At 40.4% G+C, this 19,721-nt stretch carries 13 protein-coding genes and 1 tRNA gene; 6 read left to right on the top strand and 8 right to left on the bottom strand.

Annotation, left to right across the window (positions count from 1 at the left end):
• Window positions 1-390 precede the first annotated feature (390 nt).
• From BHV72_RS07220 to BHV72_RS07210, 3 genes are all read left to right on the top strand, one after another.
• Window positions 391-1,584: a site-specific integrase gene (locus tag BHV72_RS07220; RefSeq protein WP_122265258.1), complete on the top strand. Its 1,194-nt coding sequence runs from the start codon at window positions 391-393 to the stop codon at window positions 1,582-1,584.
• A gap of 580 nt (window positions 1,585-2,164) precedes the next feature.
• On the top strand, window positions 2,165-5,182 hold the full coding sequence (locus BHV72_RS07215) for a SusC/RagA family TonB-linked outer membrane protein (protein ID WP_227102846.1): 3,018 nt from the start codon (window positions 2,165-2,167) through the stop codon (window positions 5,180-5,182).
• A 16-nt stretch (window positions 5,183-5,198) separates the two neighbouring features.
• Window positions 5,199-6,758: a SusD/RagB family nutrient-binding outer membrane lipoprotein gene (locus tag BHV72_RS07210; protein ID WP_005678636.1), complete on the top strand. Its 1,560-nt coding sequence runs from the start codon at window positions 5,199-5,201 to the stop codon at window positions 6,756-6,758.
• Between the two features lie 70 nt (window positions 6,759-6,828).
• Here the strand turns inward: BHV72_RS07210 and BHV72_RS07205 are convergent, their stop codons facing one another.
• The 8 genes from BHV72_RS07205 to BHV72_RS07170 form a co-directional block, all read right to left on the bottom strand.
• Window positions 6,829-7,488: a MarC family protein gene (locus BHV72_RS07205; RefSeq protein ID WP_005682614.1), complete on the bottom strand. Its 660-nt coding sequence runs from the start codon at window positions 7,486-7,488 to the stop codon at window positions 6,829-6,831.
• 62 nt (window positions 7,489-7,550) lie between these two features.
• Entirely contained in the window at window positions 7,551-8,243 is a 693-nt protein-coding gene (locus BHV72_RS07200; RefSeq protein WP_022041459.1) for a YjjG family noncanonical pyrimidine nucleotidase, read from the bottom strand.
• A gap of 98 nt (window positions 8,244-8,341) precedes the next feature.
• Window positions 8,342-9,199 (bottom strand): Cbp1 family collagen-binding glycoprotein adhesin, encoded by an 858-nt coding sequence (locus BHV72_RS07195; RefSeq protein ID WP_005678633.1) that lies wholly within the window; start codon window positions 9,197-9,199, stop codon window positions 8,342-8,344.
• Window positions 9,200-9,233: 34 nt separating this feature from the next.
• A complete protein-coding gene (rsmI, locus tag BHV72_RS07190; RefSeq protein WP_005678632.1) occupies window positions 9,234-9,908 on the bottom strand; it encodes a 16S rRNA (cytidine(1402)-2'-O)-methyltransferase in 675 nt (224 codons plus the stop codon).
• Between the two features lie 10 nt (window positions 9,909-9,918).
• Window positions 9,919-10,524, bottom strand: a complete 606-nt coding sequence (locus BHV72_RS07185) for a DUF8457 domain-containing protein (protein ID WP_005678631.1) — start codon at window positions 10,522-10,524, stop codon at window positions 9,919-9,921.
• A gap of 186 nt (window positions 10,525-10,710) precedes the next feature.
• Entirely contained in the window at window positions 10,711-12,549 is a 1,839-nt protein-coding gene (locus BHV72_RS07180) for an alkaline phosphatase (RefSeq protein ID WP_022041458.1), read from the bottom strand.
• 8 nt (window positions 12,550-12,557) lie between these two features.
• Window positions 12,558-14,075: a SusD/RagB family nutrient-binding outer membrane lipoprotein gene (locus BHV72_RS07175; protein ID WP_286855504.1), complete on the bottom strand. Its 1,518-nt coding sequence runs from the start codon at window positions 14,073-14,075 to the stop codon at window positions 12,558-12,560.
• 15 nt (window positions 14,076-14,090) lie between these two features.
• Window positions 14,091-17,306 carry a SusC/RagA family TonB-linked outer membrane protein gene (locus BHV72_RS07170; RefSeq protein ID WP_005678628.1) on the bottom strand — a complete coding sequence of 1,072 codons (3,216 nt, stop codon included), beginning with the start codon at window positions 17,304-17,306 and terminating at the stop codon, window positions 14,091-14,093.
• Between the two features lie 165 nt (window positions 17,307-17,471).
• Between BHV72_RS07170 and BHV72_RS07165 the strand changes: the two genes are divergently transcribed.
• From BHV72_RS07165 to BHV72_RS07155, 3 genes are all read left to right on the top strand, one after another.
• On the top strand, window positions 17,472-18,071 hold the full coding sequence (locus BHV72_RS07165) for a thymidine kinase (RefSeq protein ID WP_022041455.1): 600 nt from the start codon (window positions 17,472-17,474) through the stop codon (window positions 18,069-18,071).
• 16 nt (window positions 18,072-18,087) lie between these two features.
• Window positions 18,088-19,221: an AI-2E family transporter gene (locus BHV72_RS07160; RefSeq protein WP_005678626.1), complete on the top strand. Its 1,134-nt coding sequence runs from the start codon at window positions 18,088-18,090 to the stop codon at window positions 19,219-19,221.
• A 94-nt stretch (window positions 19,222-19,315) separates the two neighbouring features.
• Window positions 19,316-19,388: transfer RNA gene (locus BHV72_RS07155), tRNA-Lys, on the top strand.
• The last annotated feature ends 333 nt before the right edge of the window (window positions 19,389-19,721 follow it).

Below are 19,721 nucleotides of genomic sequence, written 5' to 3'. Positions count from 1 at the left end.
ATATATTAATAAATATGAAACTAACAATTCATTTAATAAAAAAAGGTTGCAAATATGGCATTCTGTTATTCAATTGCTAATATTTATGCTAATAAGCATAGATATTGGCTGCAAAAGTTTTGATTTCAAAACTCAGAAGCGACACTTTGCAAAAGCAAAATGCTCATTTTAATATTTCACATACTCATTTTTAGTCACAAAACACCTCTATTAACAAACCTTTTTGCTTATTTTGAAAAAAACATCAATAAAAAGTGGCATTTAATTTAAAGTTTTGTGAATACTTCATTTTTGAGGATTTATTTTTTTAGAGATATTAATGCATATTCAACCCTGGCGTAGCACAGAACTACGTCTAATTTGTTCTATTATTAATTAAAAAACTGAAGTATGGAAAAGATTAGTTACAACCTTGTGTTTAACAGAAAAAAAAGATTGAATAAAAAGGGAATGGCATTAGTACAGGTAGAAGCTTATTTAAATAGAAGAAAAATATATTTCTCTACTAAGATATACCTTAAACCTGAACAGTGGGATACGAAACGTAGAATGGTAAAGGGACATCCTAATGCAGACGTATTGAATCGTATGTTATACGAGCACATTGCGGCTATTGAACAAATAGAACTTGGATTATGGCAACAGGGGAAGAGTATTTCTTTGGAGTTATTAAAGGATTCCATCGATAAACCTGTAAGCAACGGTAGATCGTTCTTAACTTTCTTCAGAGAAGAAGTCGCTAATTCTTCTTTGAAAGAAAGCACCAGACAGAATCACCTGTCTACTCTGGAGCTACTCCAAGAATTTAAGAAGGAAGTACAGTTCACGGACCTGACATTTGAATTTGTGTCTTCATTTGACAATTATCTGCAATCCAAGGGATATCACCTGAATACGATTGCCAAACATATGAAACATTTGAAACGTTATGTTAACGTCGCTATAAATAAGGATTATATGGACGTGCAGAAATATGCATTCAGAAAATATAAAATAAAAAGTGTAGAAGGCAGACATAGTCATCTATCACCGGAAGAATTGCATAAATTGGAGGATTTACAGCTAGGAGGAAAATATGCTAAATTGCAAAAGACAAAAGATTCCTTTTTATTTTGCTGTTACGCCGGATTACGATACTCCGACTTTACCAATTTGACATCTGCAAATATTGTTGAGTTTCAACAGGAAACGTGGCTTATTTACAAATCAGTCAAAACTGGTATTGAGGTACGTCTACCATTATATCTATTGTTTGAAGGGAAAGGCATTCATATATTGCAGCGCTATAAGGATGATCTTAATCGTTTTTTCAAATTGAAAGATAATTCGAATATTAATAAGGAACTGAGTATATTAGGGAAACTGGCAGAAATTGATAAACGTATATCATTTCATACCGCCCGCCATACAAATGCTACCTTATTAATATATAGTGGTGCTAATATCACTACTGTACAAAAGTTGTTAGGACATAAAAGTGTAAAAACGACTCAGGTATATGCGAATATTATGGATATAACTCTTGTACGGGATCTTGAAAAAGCAATCTACTCAAAAGCCGGTGGCAAACATAAAGGAAACTAATCCTAAATCTTCCAGGATTAAGCTCTCCGGATACTATTAGTTAGTACTCGTTATGCATAGCTTTATTCGTCTAACAACTGTTAAACTTTCGTCTGACAGTTGTTTCTCTTTCGTCTAACAGTTGTCAGACGAAAAAACAACATCTGTCAGACGAATAAAATTATGCAATAACAAAGATTGATTTATTAAGTACGAGAAGTAGATAGTTACTAACTTAAAAATAATCCACAACCGTACGGAAAGAAGTAAATCATTTTAATTTATAAAATAAGATACCACATAGAATAAATAAAACCTATTTTTATTAACATCTGAGGAATATTCTCAATTAAGTAATTCTAGTATTTGCATTCAATGGAAATTGTTGTGGAACAAAATAACAAAGTCAAAGTGGGTTCTTTTCAAAGTCTAAACGATTATTTACTAAATACTTATCTCTTTTTCAAGTAGATATTTAGTAGCACAATTTCTGTTTTTATATCATTGCTACTATAAATAATAAGCTATAAATTAAAGATATAGGTTGTTTTTTATTAAGAAGAATGACAAGATACTTATGTTTTGCAAATAGTTATAATCTATTGATAATAAGAGCAATATCGAACGACCAAGTTCTGCAAAGACTTTGCAGATTTCGTATATTGGAATGCAGACTCAGGAAGTCATTATTAAACCGACCTTAAAAGTCATACTGAAAGCTGATGCACAAAAATTAGATGAGATAGTTGTGACAGCAATGGGTATCTCACGTGAGAAAAAAGCATTAGGATATGCTGTACAAGATGTAAAATCAGATGTACTGACACGGGCGGCCAATACGGATTTAGCAGGTGCATTACAAGGAAAAGTATCAGGTATTGACATCACTCCTTCATCGGGTATGCCGGGAGCCTCTTCTAAAATAACCATTCGCGGTTCCCGTTCTTTCACAGGAGATAATACCCCTTTATATGTAATTGACGGTATGCCAATTGCTTCTACTGCCGATGTTAGTACATCTCTTACTGACGGAGCATATGGCACAGACTATGCTAATCGTGCAGTCGATATTGATCCTAACGACATCGAAAGTATTAATATACTGAAAGGACAGGCTGCTTCTGCATTATATGGAATGAGGGCCTCGAACGGTGTTATTGTTATCACTACTAAAAGTGGTAAAGGAGCAAATAAAGGGAAACCAAACATCACTTTTAGCACCAACCTTTCATTCGATAAGATCTCAACCCTGCCAGAGTTACAACAAGAATACGCACAAGGCTCTAAAGGAGTATTTGACCCCTTATCACCTTTTGCATGGGGTCCTAGAATCTCAGAATTACCTAATGATCCTAACTATGGTGGAAATACTAATAATAGTTACACCAATAAGTATGGTAAACAACCAGACAGGTATTACGTTCCTCAGCTTGCAGCAGCCGGTATGGACCCTTGGGCTACTCCAAAAGCATATAACAACATGAAAGACTTCTTCGAAACTGGTGTATCGTGGAGCAACAATGTGAATGTAGCCCAAAAATTTGATAAAGGGAACTACTCTTTCTCTATGGGAAATACCACTACCAATGGTATTGTTCCCTCAACAGGTATGGATAGATACAATGTAAAATTATCAGCAGAAGCACAACTGCACCCCAACTGGACTACCGGATTTAATGGGAATTTTGTGACTTCAAAGATCACAAAACAATCTACTGCCAACACAAGTGTAGTTGCTACTGTTTACAATGCTCCTGTTAGTTATAATATGGCAGGCATTCCTTCCCATATAGAAGGTGACCTATATACTCAAAATACCTATCGTAGTGATTGGATTGACGATGCTTACTGGGCTGTCGATAATAATCAATTTTCAGAACGTTCACAACGCTTCTTTGGAAATGCCTTTGTGAAATACTCCACTAAATTCGGGACCGACAACCATAAACTGGATATTAAGTATCAAATAGGTGACGATGCTTATACAACTAACTATTCTGAAATTTATGGATATGGAAGCACTTGGGCCGCTACAGGTGAAGATTCGGAATATCACTATACTGTTAATGAGCTAAACTCATTACTGACTGCCTCTTACACATGGAATATTAATGATGAATGGGCATTAGACGCTTTAATCGGTAATGAATTTGTTGATAAAAAGACAAAATACGAATATGCGTATAGCATGAATTTCAACTTTCCGGGCTGGAATCACTTAAATAATGCTTCTGTATTTTCCAATGAAAGTCAATACAATAAAAAACGAACCGTAGGTAATTTTGCAAATGTATCAGTTGCATGGAAAAATATGCTCTACTTAAGTGGAAGTATACGTAATGACATCGTTTCAAGTATGCCTCGTAACAATCGTTCTTTCACTTATCCATCAGTCTCATTAGGATTCATTTTTACAGAATTGGCACCGTTAAAGAACAATATATTAACTTTCGGTAAAATACGTGCCTCCTACGCAGAAGTAGGTATGGCAGGAGATTATACTCAAAGCTATTACTACACTCCCGCTTATGGTGGCGGTTTCTATATGGGGAATCCTATTGTATACCCAATAGCCGGAGCAATGGCTTATGTACCATACTATAAAGTATATGATCCCAACTTAAAGCCACAGAATACAAAATCATACGAGATAGGAGCTGATCTTACTTTCTTCAACGGATTGGTCACATTGAATTATACTTACTCCCGTCAGAATGTAAAGGATCAGATATTTGAAGTTCCTTTAGCCGGTTCAACCGGAGCCTCAAGTATGATAATGAACGGAGGTAAGATACATACTAATACTCATGAAGTGACCTTGGGCATTTCTCCGGTAGATACAAAGAACTTTAAACTTGATTTTGCCTTCAACTTCTCCAAAATCGACAATTATGTTGATGAACTGGCTCCAGGAGTAGAAAGCATTATGTTAGGAGGTTTTGTTACTCCACAAGTACGTGCCGGAATTGGTGACAAATTCCCTGTAATCTATGGAAAAAGCTATATGCGCAATAATGAAGGTAAGATAGTTGTAGATCAAAACGGGCTCCCCATGCAAGGAGAAGATGCGGTCATCGGAACTGTATCTCCCGATTTCCGCCTGGGGTTCAATACTAATATTGAATTATACAAGTTCCGCATTTCAGCTGTATTTGATTGGAAACAAGGCGGTCAAATGTATTCCGGTACCGCTGGCGAGATGAACTATTACGGTGTGAGTAAATTATCTGGAGATATGCGTAAAACTGATTTTATTGTAGAAAACTCAGTTAAAGAAACGGGTAAAGATACCAATGGAAATCCGATTTATGCTCCTAATGACATAAAGGTATCTGATGCTCAATCCTATTTCACAAGAAGAAGGTCTATTGACGAGTCTTATATTTATGACAACTCTTATATTAAGTTACGTGAATTATCCATAAGCTATCCGGTCCTCTCCAAAAAATGGCTAAACGTAAACGTAAATGTCTTTGCACGTAACATATTAGTTTGGTCAGAATTTAAAGGATTCGACCCAGAGGCTTCACAAGGCAATGACAATATGGGAGGCGCATTCGAACGTTTCTCTTTACCCGGAACGGCCAGTTATGGCTTCGGATTTAATGTAAAATTCTAATTAGCTAAAAAGAAAGATGAAAACATATACTATAATTAAAGGATTTTTTGCCGTTGGCGTTTTATCAGTTGTCCTTTCCGGATGTTCGGAAGATGCAATGGATAGAATAAATAAAGATCATGGACACACACAAAGCGTGGCTGGAAGATTTATCCTAACTGATGTAATAACCTCTACCGCGTTTTCAAATGCAGGAGGAGACTTAAATACTTATCTATCTTCATATATTGAATATGAAGTAGGTGTTGACAATCAATTGTATTATGCAGAAACCAGAGAAAGTGAACCGACATCATCTTCCACTTTCAATAATACATGGAACAACCTGTACTCAACATTAAAATCCGCCCGTATCATAATTAACCAATGTAGTGATGGAGGGATAGATTACGGCAATTATACAACCAAAGGCATGGCCGAAGTATTAGCAGCCTACAACTGTGCATTAATAGCAGATATGTTTGGCGATGCTCCGTGCAGCCAAGCTGCCTTAGTTGACGAAAATGGTTCCCCCGTTTATCTAAATCCCAAAATGGATAAACAAGAGGATATTTATAAACAAGCAATGCAATATCTGGATGACGCTATTGCAGACTTACAACAAGAGGATTTAATAGATCCATCCAGTCAAGATTTACTTTACCAAGGAGATGCAGAAAAATGGCTCAAATTTGCATATGCCCTGAAAGCACGCTATACGATGCACCTACTTCAAAGGTCAACTAATAAAGACGCTGATATGGAGAAAGTGTTGGAGTATGTAAGCAAGTCTTTTAAAAACACAGAAGAACAGGCAGCATTCAGTGTATATGATGTCAATAACATAAATCCACTTTATGGTTTCTTCAAAGCACGTGCAGCATTGGGAGCAAGCGAAAGCATGAGAAGCAAACTAGCTGAATATAATGACCCACGTCTGTCCAGGGCATTCATTACAAAACTAGACAAAGAGAAAGAAGGAAAAGCACAAGCTCCGGGGACTCCTGATACTGATGTATATGCACCTAGCGGAACACCGGAACAAGGAACCAGCAAATATGGTACATCTCTGTTTATGTATTCAGCAACAGCCCCTACTCTTTTAATGAGCTTCCATGAGTTAAAGTTCTTAGAAGCAGAAGCTTTATGCCGATTGGGACGTGATGCAAAAAGCGCCTTGAAAGAGGCTGTGGTAGCCGGATTGCTAAATGCAGAGAACAGTTTTAGTATTTCCAGAAAAGAATTGGGAAACACATTACTAAACCCAGCTAGCGCTATCACGGAAGAAGAAGCGAATAGCTATTTTGACAACACTGTAGAAGCTACATATACGAATGAGCCTCTGAAAACTACCATGATACAAAAATATTTTGCACTATGGGGAGCTTCCGGAGAAGCTACAGAATCTTATAATGACCTCCGTAGAATGACAGCACCTACTGAAAGTTTCATTCAATTACAGAATACCAAGCCTTTCCCCTTACGTTGTCCATATGGCAATAGTGACACAACGACAAACGCAGAAGTGAAAGCTGCTTATGGAAATGGACAGTATGTTTATAACGAAAAAGTCTGGTGGGCAGGCGGTAACAGATAATTCATTCATCTGCAAACAACAAAAAATCGGGTAGTGAGTAACTTTTCCACTACCCGGTTTTTCACTATTCTTATTTTAAGACACCAACCATCCCTTCTCTCACTATATCCACCAATATCGGTTTCAACCCACTGACGAAACATTCTACTGCGATCACCATTAAGATCAATCCCATAAGACGCATCATTACATTATTCCCCGTCTCTCCCAAGACACTCACCAATTTCGTGGAAGCACGGAGAATAAAGAAAGTCAGCAGATAAATCAGTCCGATAGTTCCTATCAAAATCCCTTTCATTTCGAAGTTGTGAGCATCCTGCATCAAAACAATAGCATTCGCTATCGCTCCGGGACCACACAACATTGGTATCCCGAGAGGAGTAATTGAAATATCATCAGCATAAGTTTTTATTTCTTCATCCTTCAACTTCATCGGCGTGTAGCGGGCTTGAAGCATATCAAAACCGATTTTGAAGATAATCACCCCACCGGCAATACGAAATCCATCAGTAGAGATCCCGAAAAACTTAAAAAGAAACTGACCGGCAAAAACAAAAACCATTAATGTGACAAACGACACAATGGTGGCACGTTGCACGATAGACTGACGTTCCTTATCCGTCATTCCATGAGTCATTGTAAGAAAGACGGGCATTGTCCCCAAAGGATTGGTCAACGTAAAGAACGAAGTGAAACAAAGCAAGGCAAACGGGAGAAGTGTACTATCCATGGCAGTATCGCATTTTTATGCATTTATTAAACACGACAAAAATACGACTTAATCCATAAAATCTATAATAAATCTATCAAATCTTTCAAAGAATAAATGTGATAAGTAGGCTGAAAAGGAAATGAGGTACGACCGGTTACATTGTAAAAAGCCTGGTGCATCCCTATTCCATGTGCCCCGGTTATATCCGCTTCCCAACTGTCACCAATCATCAATGATTCGCGCAGTTCGGACTGAGTGGCGGAAAGAGCAAAGTTGAATATTTCAGGCCACGGCTTCAGTACCCCGAGATCTTCGGAAAGGATAACCTTTTTAAAGTAGATGTCTACGCCTGCTGAACGCATTTTACGTGATTGTAATTCCCGAAAACCGTTGGACAGTATATAAAGATTATATTTCGGAGCCAGATACTCCAACACCTCTTTCGCATAAGGCATCAAACCGCTTTTGGTAGGAATAATTGCGAAGAAATCTTCCGAGAACTTTTCAGCCAAGGTCTCATCCTCCACTCCTACCGCCTGCAAAGGATAAGAAAAACGTTGCCAGTTCAGTTCATCCTTCGTTATCTTCCCCTCACCATATTCAATCCAGAGTTCGGTATTCCGTTGCTGATAAATCGTATAATAATGATCGAACGAATCAAAATAACGTTCGAATGAATATTTCCGATAGACTTCTTCAAAAGTATCGCGAGCATTACGGGAAAAAGCCCAGATAGTGTCGTCAAGATCAAAAAAAAGATTTCTATATTTCATCAACAGTTACGGGGGTATATATAAGAAACAAAAAGCCAATGTGCTAATTTCTTGCATTCAGGAATCAGCACATTGGCAATTCAAAAGAGGTGTCTACCTTATTTTACCTGAATAACCAAGTATCTGGATATACTCCAGAATTCAGTAGGATTCGTAATCTTCAAAGTCAACTGACCTTTGTCATCTTTCACCAATTCGTAAGAACCGGCAGGATGAGTAGTCAACAACTCAGCACGTTTAGAGTACAACTTGATTTCTTTTGTTGTACGGATATCAATCTGAGTGAAATAATCCTTGTTGAAATCAGCGCTTTTCAGCACATCACCACTTTGAAGAATCTTCTGGGCTTTCAGTTCGGATTTTGTTCCGAATACAAACCATGCAGCATTCAAGCTCTTATCCTGTTCGGCAACTGTCTTAGCTTTCGCTTCGTTTTCGGCAACCAGCGTTTCTTTGGCAGCAGATAGATCGCTTACAGCAGCATCCAGTTCCTGAATACGGATATTCTTGGAAGCCAGTTCGGTTTGAAGTTCTTCGATACGTTGTTGTTTAGCATTCAATTCAGCAGTCAGAGCGGCAACCGCCTTTTTCATCTGAGCAGAATTATAACTGCTATTTTTCAACTGAGCCTGCAATTTAGCAATCTGAGCTTTGTTTTCCTCCATCTGCTTGGAGATGAATTCAATATCAGAAGCGATTTGTTGTTTGGCACTAGCAGAATTTTCGGTAATAGTACCGCGCTGCAAGTCTACACGACTTTCGGCAGCATTGATCTTACGGAAACCTTCCTGAACTTCATTGAAAGTTCCCATCATATCATCCAGTTCAGCATTGCGCTGGTTCAGTTCCATCAACAGAGAGTCATTTTCAGCTTTCAGGTCCTTACTTCCACCTTTAAAGCCATCACACGAAGCCAACATGGCTGCGCATACAAATAAAACTGCTAACTTTTTCATACGTTTACGTTTTACGTTTTTAAATGAAGTTATTTTAATCGTCTATTCCTGCTAATACTATCACAATCTCGCCCCGCGGTTCGGTAGCGGTAAAGTGTTCTATCAATTCCGCCAGACTGCCGCGAACCGTCTCCTCATGGAGCTTGGATATTTCACGCGACACGGTTACCTGACGTTCAGCTCCGAAATACTCGGCAAACTGAGTTAATGTCTTCAACAATCGGTGAGGCGATTCATAAAACACCATTGTACGATGTTCTTCTGCCAATGCCTTCAATCGTGTCTGCCGTCCTTTCTTCTGAGGCAGAAACCCCTCGAAGCAAAACTTTTCATTCGGCAATCCCGAAGCTACAAGTGCCGGAACAAAGGCTGTCGCCCCCGGCAAGCACTCTACTTCGATACCGTTACGTACACATTCACGAACGACAAGAAATCCGGGATCGGAAATTCCGGGCGTTCCAGCATCCGAAATTAACGCAACTGTTTCACCTGCCTTTATTCTATTAACAACACTTTCCACCGTTTTATGTTCATTAAATTTGTGGTGGGACTGCATTGCGTTCTTTATTTCAAAGTGTTTCAGCAAGATACCGGAAGTGCGCGTGTCCTCTGCCAGAATCAAGTCGACCTCTTTCAGAACTTTGATAGCCCGAAAGGTCATGTCCTCCAGATTTCCTACCGGCGTAGGTACTACATACAACTTTCCCATATATTTTTTATTACGCTGATTGGTTAAAATACTTCTTTAACAACTCCAGAAAATCAATTGCTGCTTCATTTTCTTCGTTCATATCGGCTTTCGAGGAAAGAAATGCAACAGCAGTCTTGTAGGAGCTCATGACTGATATTTGTTCGATCACACGATTCATCAAGTCTGTATCTCCACCAAACAACTCGCGTGAGAAACGGAATGAATCATTCAGACTGATAGATTGACGTAACCCTCCGGCGGACAGTTTGATACTTTCTCCCAATACGGTCGGCTTACTCACCTCATCCTCAATAAATACAGACTCCTCTGTCACTGATTCATCAGCAACAGGTTCTTCCTCTTCCTCCTCAATTGTTTCTTCCACAACAGGAGGTTCCGGTTCCGCTACAAAAGTGTCTGATTCTTTATATTCTTCTACGATAGGAGAAGGCGGCAAACTTTCACAAACAGTATCCACATCCTGCAAGAGTTCATCCAAATGTCCCTGCATCCGTGTAATACTCCGCTTCAACAGTTCAGACAAAGTCTGAGTCGACTCCTTTGAGAATGACTCCATGAGGTATTTCAACTCATGAACATCCAACTCGATATCTGTTAATAGCTTCTGTTTCATGTCCGTCTATTATTTAATATGGTGCGAATGTAGGAATAATTTATGCAATAACTTAAAATAATGGATAATTTAACAGTTCTTGCATATTAAATTATGTACTAAAAAACATCCCCGAATGTACTTTTCGGCAATGCAAAAAGATACATTCGGGGATATTATCCATATTATCAGAATCGACAGTATCTATTACTTATAGAAACCCAGAATTTTATCAAATAAGGATGAGTTTTCAGCAAAACCGCAGAAATACTGTGAACAGGGGCCATAAGCATATAAAAGCGTTGGAATCCCTGTATGGTCATTCGTAAAGAAATTCCCAGTTACAGTTCCGGTTTTATAATCACCGTCCAATAAAGTCAATCCTCCCGTCTCATGATCAGAGAGTACAAGTATTAATGTTTCTCCGTTTTGATCGGCATATTCGAGAGCTTTCCCCACCAAGCGGTCAAAAGACAGATATTCGTCCACCACTGTATACAAATCATTAGCGTGGCCGCCTTTATCAACTTTTGCTCCTTCTATCATGGTGAAGAAACCTTTCTTACCTGCCGAAAGACGGGTTATCACTGTATTGAAAGATTCTTCTATCACCCGAAAATTCTTTCCATAGTCATCTCCTTGCAAACAGATAACACGCTGGTTTAAAGGAACCTGACTCAGCTGGGGCAATTGGTTACAGACTGCTATATTCTTCTCCCGCAATTGCTTCGTCAACAGACTATCGTTTGCTGCAAAAGCCTCCACCGGTGCGGCTATCACCAGATCTGCAGGCGAAGTAAGCAAATCTTCCGCTATCTCTTGCCCCATGTCCCGTTCCGGTTGATGAGCATAGTAAGCGGAAGGAGTAGCTCCCGTGATTCCGTCATTACTGATGATTCCTGTCTGAACTCCTTTTGCGGCCAAAGCTTCCGTTATGTTTTGTATTTTATTACCCAGAGAGTCGGTACCGATACGGCGGTTACGGGTTTTCTGCCCGGTAGCCAATGCAGTTCCAGCTCCAGCCGAATCAGTCGTATAGTCATTTGTCGGATTCGTTTTCAACAGTCCGATATTCTTCATTTGCATCAGATTCAGCTTGCCGCCATTAGCCGTAGCCGCAGCCCACATCTGCCCTTGCCCCGCACCGCCGTCGGAGATAAGCACAATGACATTCTTAGGCATTTTCTTGCTTCCGTCATTTTTATAGGTGGGTTGATAAATCTCATGAAACTTTCCCCTGCTGGTATAAAAGTTCTTCGGATAACGTTTCAGGAAATCATCCAGCAAAGCAGGATGGTCGGTATTCAGATAGTCCAATCCTAGTTTCATAAAAGTATTCCAAGCCGTTTTGGTATCGGGACACCCCCAGAAACGTGCCGCTTTCCCTTCGGCATGAGCTTTATCTATAAACGCTTTTACCTTGTTGTAATCGGTTTCTACCATTCTTCCCAATCCGTTCCATTGAGTCAATGTCCGGAAAGAAGTACTCATCATGGGTATACGCAGGCTCTGTTCCGGCGTATAGATGAATCGGGGTCTTCCGTCGAAGAAAATAAAATCTGCGTAATTGGAAAATTCTTCCGGTGAAGGGAGAAAGCCACTGACAACCACCCGGACTGCCAAAGGATTCTTCTTTACATCAAAACAATCCCGATATTCCAATAGTTGCTGTTCCAACACCTTCATTGTTTCCTTATAATCTGTTTTCAAGTCAATCAGTAGCTGGAAGCTCTTTCCGTTCGGGTAACCGGAGCCGCCATTCATTTCAAATTGTTCCCTGATCGGATTCAAATAAAGATTCCGGAGTTTACGGGCTTTATTAATTTCATTCTCTTTATGAGCCACATACAACTCTCCGTCTACCAGAAACACATCAGCTTCGATAGAAGCACACCGTGTGGAGTACGCAGTATAAAAAGGTACATTCTGCAAATAATCATTATGAGAATGTACATTCTCGACTGAAGAATAAACACGTGATTGAGCCGACAATAAACAAAAGGCCGACACGATCCACATTCCTACGATACTATATAACTTTTTCATTCTATCTATCATTTATCATTTGTATTCCATTTCTGAGGTTGAAACCATACCATATCTGTGTCATTCACCATGCGTCCGATTTTCTCATTTGTCCATGAAATCAGATTCGGGTTGTTCTGCTCGTTATCCGAATAGATATAGCGCACGGGAATAGCACTTGATACCGATGTACCGACCTTCAACTCCGGATACCCGGTACGCCGCCAATTTGCGAATGCCTCAAAACCATTCAGAAAACTATCAATCCATGCCTGTGTACCTATTTGTTTCAATGCTTCATTCTGAGCTGTATTCAATGCCACATCCGGACGTGCCAGATAGACGTCCACGTCATCAGAAGAAATAGCAGCCCACTTCTGCATAGAAGCTCTGATACCTTTGGCATATTCATCGGCTGCATTCCCTGTTATCATACCTCGGATAATCGCTTCCGCTTTCAGAAACTGAAGTTCAGCAAAAGTCATCACGAAAGCACGGCTTTCGCTTCGGATCGTACTGCTCAATACTGAATAATCATCCTTATCAATCTCATTCTGCTCTGCCGCACTCAGTCCCGCCGGTTGCCCGCGATAGACAAAAGGTACAGAAGCATTTGCCCGATGTGCTTCAAAAGAATGCTTTGTCGGAGCAACATAAACCGGTAAACGAGGATCATCCTTGGTTTGCAGAGCATCTACTATGGCTTCACTTACCCGGAAATTATCTCCGAATATAACACCCGATCCGTCAGAAGGCAGGTTTTTAGGTTGTATATACCACTTGTAGAAATCAACGGTATTGTTATACACCAGTGTTGCCTGGTCGTCAATAGAAGTAAAGACGGGATATTCCTGTGCATTGTTGAAGATCGCAGCTATATCGGCAGACACATCTTTCTTCGCCGACTGGCGCATCAGGATACGTACTTTTAAAGAATTTGCATATTTACGCCATTTCACTGCATCTCCATTAAAAAGAATATCGTCACTAATAGTAGCGTCAGCCTTTAATGACTTCAATAGCTGATTTGCAGTTTCAAGGTCGGCAAGCATTAATCGATACACTTCCTTCTGTTCCTGATAATGCGGAAATTCCAATCCGCTGACATCTCCTTTTCCAGCTTCATTATACGGAATATCACCATACGCATCCGTCATCAATGAGAGAACATATACTTTACAGATCAATCCCAATGCCTTATACTGAGGCTGATTGTTTTTCTCTGCAATATCAAGGATCTGATTAATATCCTTTACACTACGCATCGGAGCATTCCATTCTTCGCGGAAAGAAGCCCCGGTTATATTGAAACGCCCAAAACTTTCGTTACTTCCTCCGATATAGTTAATGTGTTGGATAAACTGTCCGGCAGCTCCATTGCCACTACCCGTCATTGAAGAAACAGCAGTACTGATAACAGTCGGCAAAAGAAGATTGGCAGGAACAGTCGGGGGATTATTGGGGTTGACATTAATCTCTTCGAAGTCACTACAACCACACACCAGTAGAAATGCGGCAAGCAACAAAGTTATTTTATTTCTTTTCATGATTTCTGTTGTTTATTAGAGAGTTACGTTAAGATTGAATCCAAAGCTTCTGGTAGAAGGTAAAGACATTGTTTCTATCCCTTTCAGTTGCCCATCGTAAGAAGCAACTTCCGGATCAATGTTGGGGACATCCGTCCAGATAAAGAGATTACGTCCGAAAGCTGATACAGAGACGTTTTTCAACGGAGTATTCTTCAGCCATTTCTTTGGAAGAGTATATCCGATTTTCAGTTCACGCAGCTTCACGTAAGAAGCGTCGAAGGTGGCAATCATATCGTTGTCATAGTACGCCTGCACGTAGTTTCTCACCGGTACAGCCACTGTATTCTTCTGTCCCGTTTCCACATCGATACCGTCTGCTACAATCATTCCGGCTCCGTCAGCATCACGCCATGCCAGAGATTCTTTCAACGAACCATTTCTCATCCCTTCAATATAAGTACGTGAGTAAACAGAACCTCCGTGCTGAAATCCGAAAAGCGCACTGAACGTCCAGTTCTTATATTTGAAATCCGTACCAAGACCACCCGTCCAATCAGGATTCACATTTCCCAAATATCCCCAGTCACCGTTTTCTTCTACCGGCAGGCCGTTTTTCAGTTGCAGTTGTCCGTCTTTGTATACCAGATAATCACCGTAAAGAGAACCATAAGAACCATCGCCCTTAGTGTTTTCAGTACGTAATTCCAGAGAGGCCCACCGTTCAATTTGGCGAATACGTGAGATTCCTTTATCTTCCGCCAAAGCAACTACTTTGTTCTTATTCTTGGAGAAGTTGAAGTTCAAGCTCCATTCAAGGTCTTTGGTACGCACAGGAACCACGTTGACCATTAACTCTATTCCCTGATTAGTCATCTTTCCAACATTCATCAGTTTCGTATCATATCCGGCAGACGGATTCAGCGTGATCGGAATAATCAAATCAGTAGTAATACTTTTATAGTAAGCCACATCGATCCCTACGCGGCTATTGAAAAAGCGAAAATCACCACCAAACTCGTAGGATACTACTTTCTCCGGTTTGATATCCGGGTTTGGATAGTTATTATTGGCAGTTGCAGTAGAGTTACCTCCCCACCCTTGAGAAATGATAAAGTTGGAAGCCGTCTGATAAGGTTCCAAATCCCGACGTACCATAGAGGTACTTGTTCTTACTTTGGCAAATGTCAGGATATTGCTCCTTATATCGAACAAGTCTGTCAGCACAGCACTCAGAGAAGCCGAAGGATAGAAATAAGAATTATTTTTCTTGGGCAACGCGCTTGACCAATCGTTTCTTCCTGTCAGATCAAGAAACAATCCGTTCAAATAGCTGAACTGTGCCGTTACATACAAACTGTTCACCTTCTTCTGTGTAAGAGAATTACCCGCAAGAATCGGTTTAGCATTATTTGTCAGGTTGTATACCCCGGGAATAGTCAGTTCCGGTGCAATGGCCCCCAGTCGCTTGGATATCTGGTTCATCATATTTCCTCCGGCAGAAATACTGAACCCGAAGTTTCTTACAGCCTCATCCGGCAGACGGTAACTCAACAGAAAGTCATTGTTTATTTCCATAAAAGAAACGTCATCTTCCTGATAATAACCGTTGAAGAAAGATTGTGAAGTTACGGCATGACGCATCGTTCTCTTGTCCGAATATACATCAAGCCCCGAACGGATTTGTAAAGACAGCCCCTTGAGAATATCATATTTCAAACGAAGATTTCCGTAGACACGATCGCGGGTATTTCCGTTGAGATTATTGTAGACCACAAAATAAGGGTTGTTGATTCCTGTAGACGTTTCATCACCGATAGGTGTATTCTGGGCTACATTTTCTTTTCCATCACGCCACTGCTGCTGCAAGGAATTCAGACTGACATTTCGCGGCATTTTCAAGAAAATAGCCATGATGTTGTCAGCGTTCTTCGCTCCCGTACTTGCCCGGTTGTCGCTGTTGGTATGTACATAGTTCATAGTCACATCGGCACGCAACTGTGGAATGATCTGATATCCGGCAGACAAACCTATCGTATTCTTCGCCAGCCCGGTATTAGGGACAATACCCTTCTGCTGATTATTAGTATACGTCAAGCGATAATTCAGTTTATCGTTCGAGTTACTCAGCGTGATTGTATTAGATATATTATGTCCCGTCTGAAGGAAATCTTCCAATTGATTACCTCCGGACACAAAAGGGATTGCAATCCGGTTTCCGTTATCATCCAACGGAGAGTCAAACTGAGTAATAAGCTGCCCGTTCATTGCGGGGCCCCAGTTGGCTACGTCCTTATCGTTCACACCACCTCCGGCACCGTCAACATAAGCGTATTTTCCTTCCAGCCCCTGGCCGAAACTGTTCTGAAATTCCGGAAGCCGAAGGGCAGTCTCAAAAGAAACGGTAGAGCTATATGTCACTCCAAGTCCTTTTTGCCCTTTCCCGCTTTTGGTGGTAATCAGAATCACTCCGTTAGCGGCACGTGCACCGTAAAGAGCCGAAGCGTTCGGACCTTTCAGAATAGAAACACTCTCAATATCTTCCTGATTTATCTCTCCGGCAGCGTTTCCGTAGTCTACTTCAGCTTCACCTGATGTAAAATTAGGATTATTGTAGTCCTGGCGTCCGGTGAAACTTCGAGTAGACTGCTCATTGTTATTACTAATAGGCACACCGTCTACCACAAATAAAGGAGAGTTGTTATAGTTGTATCCGCCCACGAAGTTTTGACCACGTATCTGAATACTCGAAGAAGCTCCGATGCCACCAGAAGAATTCGTAATCTGCACACCTGCAATACGGTTGCTCAACGCGTTCACAAAATTGGATTCGTGCGCTTGCACCACTCCGTCACCTCCCAACTTCTGTACCGAATATCCCAATGATTTAGCCTCGCGGGTGATACCCAGGGCAGTAACCACGACTTCCCCAAGCACTTTGGTATCCTCTTCCATTATCAGACTGACAATCTCTTTTTCCGGTTTAAACACAACCTTTTTGAACCCGACACAAGCAGCCTCCAGTTCGCCTATCTTGTTCATAATCTTCAATACGAAGTTACCATTGACATCCGTTATGGTACCATTAGTTGTTCCTTTCTCAATAATAGTAGCTCCGATAACGGGTTCTCCGTTCGGCGTTTTAATCGTACCTTTCACCTTTTCAACAGGCACAGGGGGATTTGCCATTGCAGCAGCCACACTGCACAACAGCATCAACAAACAAACTTTTACCTTAAACATTGTTTTCATTTAATTATATTAATAAATAAATCCTGATTTACGGCTGCAAAAGTATCGGAGCGGATTTACAAAAGCGAGACAAGAAAGTTACAATGCCAACACTATTTTATTTCAAAAAAGTTATGCTACCTTTGTACACACATTTATTTAATCAAGGAAGCACGAAATCATATCATGGTATTATTCTCAGAAGATCATATACAAGAGACTAAAAGAAGAGGTAGAATCGAAATTATCTGCGGCTCCATGTTTTCCGGAAAGACGGAGGAACTAATTCGTAGAATGAAAAGAGCCAAGTTTGCCCGCCAACGTGTGGAGATATTCAAACCAGCTATCGACACCCGTTATTCGGAAGAAGATGTGGTTTCACACGATAGTCACTCTATCGCTTCTACTCCTATCGACTCATCGGCAAGTATCCTGCTATTCACTTCCGAAATAGATGTAGTGGGTATTGACGAAGCTCAGTTTTTCGACAGCGGACTAATTGATATCTGCAACCAGCTTGCCAATAATGGTGTACGTGTCATCATCGCCGGACTGGATATGGACTTCAAAGGGAACCCTTTCGGACCAATGCCTCAGTTATGCGCCATTGCAGACGAAGTATCAAAAGTGCACGCTATCTGTGTGAAATGCGGACAGTTGGCTTCTTTCTCGCATCGCACGGTGAAGAATGACAAACAGGTTCTTTTGGGAGAAACAGCAGAATATGAGCCTCTCTGCAGGGAGTGTTATCTCCGTGCGCTCGAAGAGGACGGACAAAAAATATAAACTAACAATTACATATATGGAAAGGAAAAAAATAACATTCGACAGTTTTATACGTGGTGCCATCGGATGTGTATTGGTGGTAGGAATATTAATGCTGGTGGAACGACTGAGCGGAGTGTTATTGCCCTTCTTTATTGCGTGGCTGATCGCTTACATGGTTTATCCGCTGGTCAAATTCTTCCAATACAAGCTGAAGTTGAAAAGTCGTATCGTCTCTATCCTCTGTGCATTATTCCTGATTACAGTTGTCGGAGTATCCTTATTTTATCTGTTAGTACCGCCAATGATTTCGGAAATCAGCAGAATGAATGACTTGCTCGTGACTTACCTCACCAACGGTGCCGGCAACAACGTCCCTCAAAATCTTTCCGAGTTTATCCATGAGAATATCGACCTTCAAGCGCTCAACCGTATATTAAGCGAGGAGAATATTCTTGCAGCTATCAAGGATACCGTGCCCAGGATGTGGGCTTTGCTTGCAGAATCTCTCAATATTCTATTTAGCATTCTTGCGTCCTTTATTATCTTATTATATGTTATTTTTATATTGCTGGATTATGAAGCAATAGCCGAAGGGTGGTTGCACCTGCTTCCGAACAAGTACCGTACATTTGCCTCCAATCTGGTTCATGACGTGCAGGACGGTATGAACAGATATTTTCGTGGTCAAGCTTTGGTGGCATTTTGCGTAGGTATCCTGTTCAGCATAGGTTTCCTCATTATTGATTTTCCAATGGCTATCGCTCTGGGACTTTTCATCGGTGCTCTCAACATGGTTCCTTATCTGCAAATCATAGGTTTCCTTCCCACTGTATTGCTAGCTATCCTCAAAGCAGCGGATACGGGACAGAATTTCTGGATTATCATTGCGTGCGCATTAGCTGTCTTTGCTATCGTACAAATTATACAGGATACTTTTCTCGTCCCCAAAATTATGGGAAAGATTACCGGCCTAAATCCTGCCATTATCCTTTTATCACTTTCTATCTGGGGCTCATTAATGGGAATGTTGGGAATGATTATTGCTTTACCGTTAACAACTTTAATGCTCTCTTACTACCAACGCTTTATTATCAACAAAGAAAAGATAAAATATGATGAAGTAGAAACAACTGATAATCAAGAAACAAGCAGTAAAAAGGAAAAATAATTGGAACTTTTTTCCACGAAACGCTTGCAAATTAAATAAAAGTCACTACCTTTGCACCCGCAATCAGGAAATAACTGATTTGCAAATAAGGATTGATTCGCTAGCTCAGCAGGTAGAGCACAACACTTTTAATGTTGGGGTCCTGGGTTCGAGCCCCAGGCGGATCACTTAGAAATCAGAGAGTTACACGAAAGTAACTCTCTTTTTTTATGCCTGAATTGTGCTGGATTACATGGTTCAGTTAAACCGAGAGTTAAAAAAAACAAAGGAAGTCTTATACCAAGAAATTACGAGAAGTATTTCCTATCTTTATACACACGGAGATCTTTCTAATAAGATCCCTAAAAGACAAGAGCTATGAACACATTACAGTCTAAGTTTCATTTCCCTTATTATAATTATTTCTCAGTTCAGTTGGAGTTGCACCAAATAACTTCTTACAATAACAAGTCAGATGTGCAGGAGAGCTAAACCCAAAGTCCATAGCTATTTCCCGGAAA

It is taken from the genome of Bacteroides sp. 43_46 (assembly GCF_001915455.1).
Taxonomy (GTDB): domain Bacteria; phylum Bacteroidota; class Bacteroidia; order Bacteroidales; family Bacteroidaceae; genus Bacteroides; species Bacteroides caccae.
This window is presented reverse-complemented; position numbering and strand designations above follow the sequence as displayed.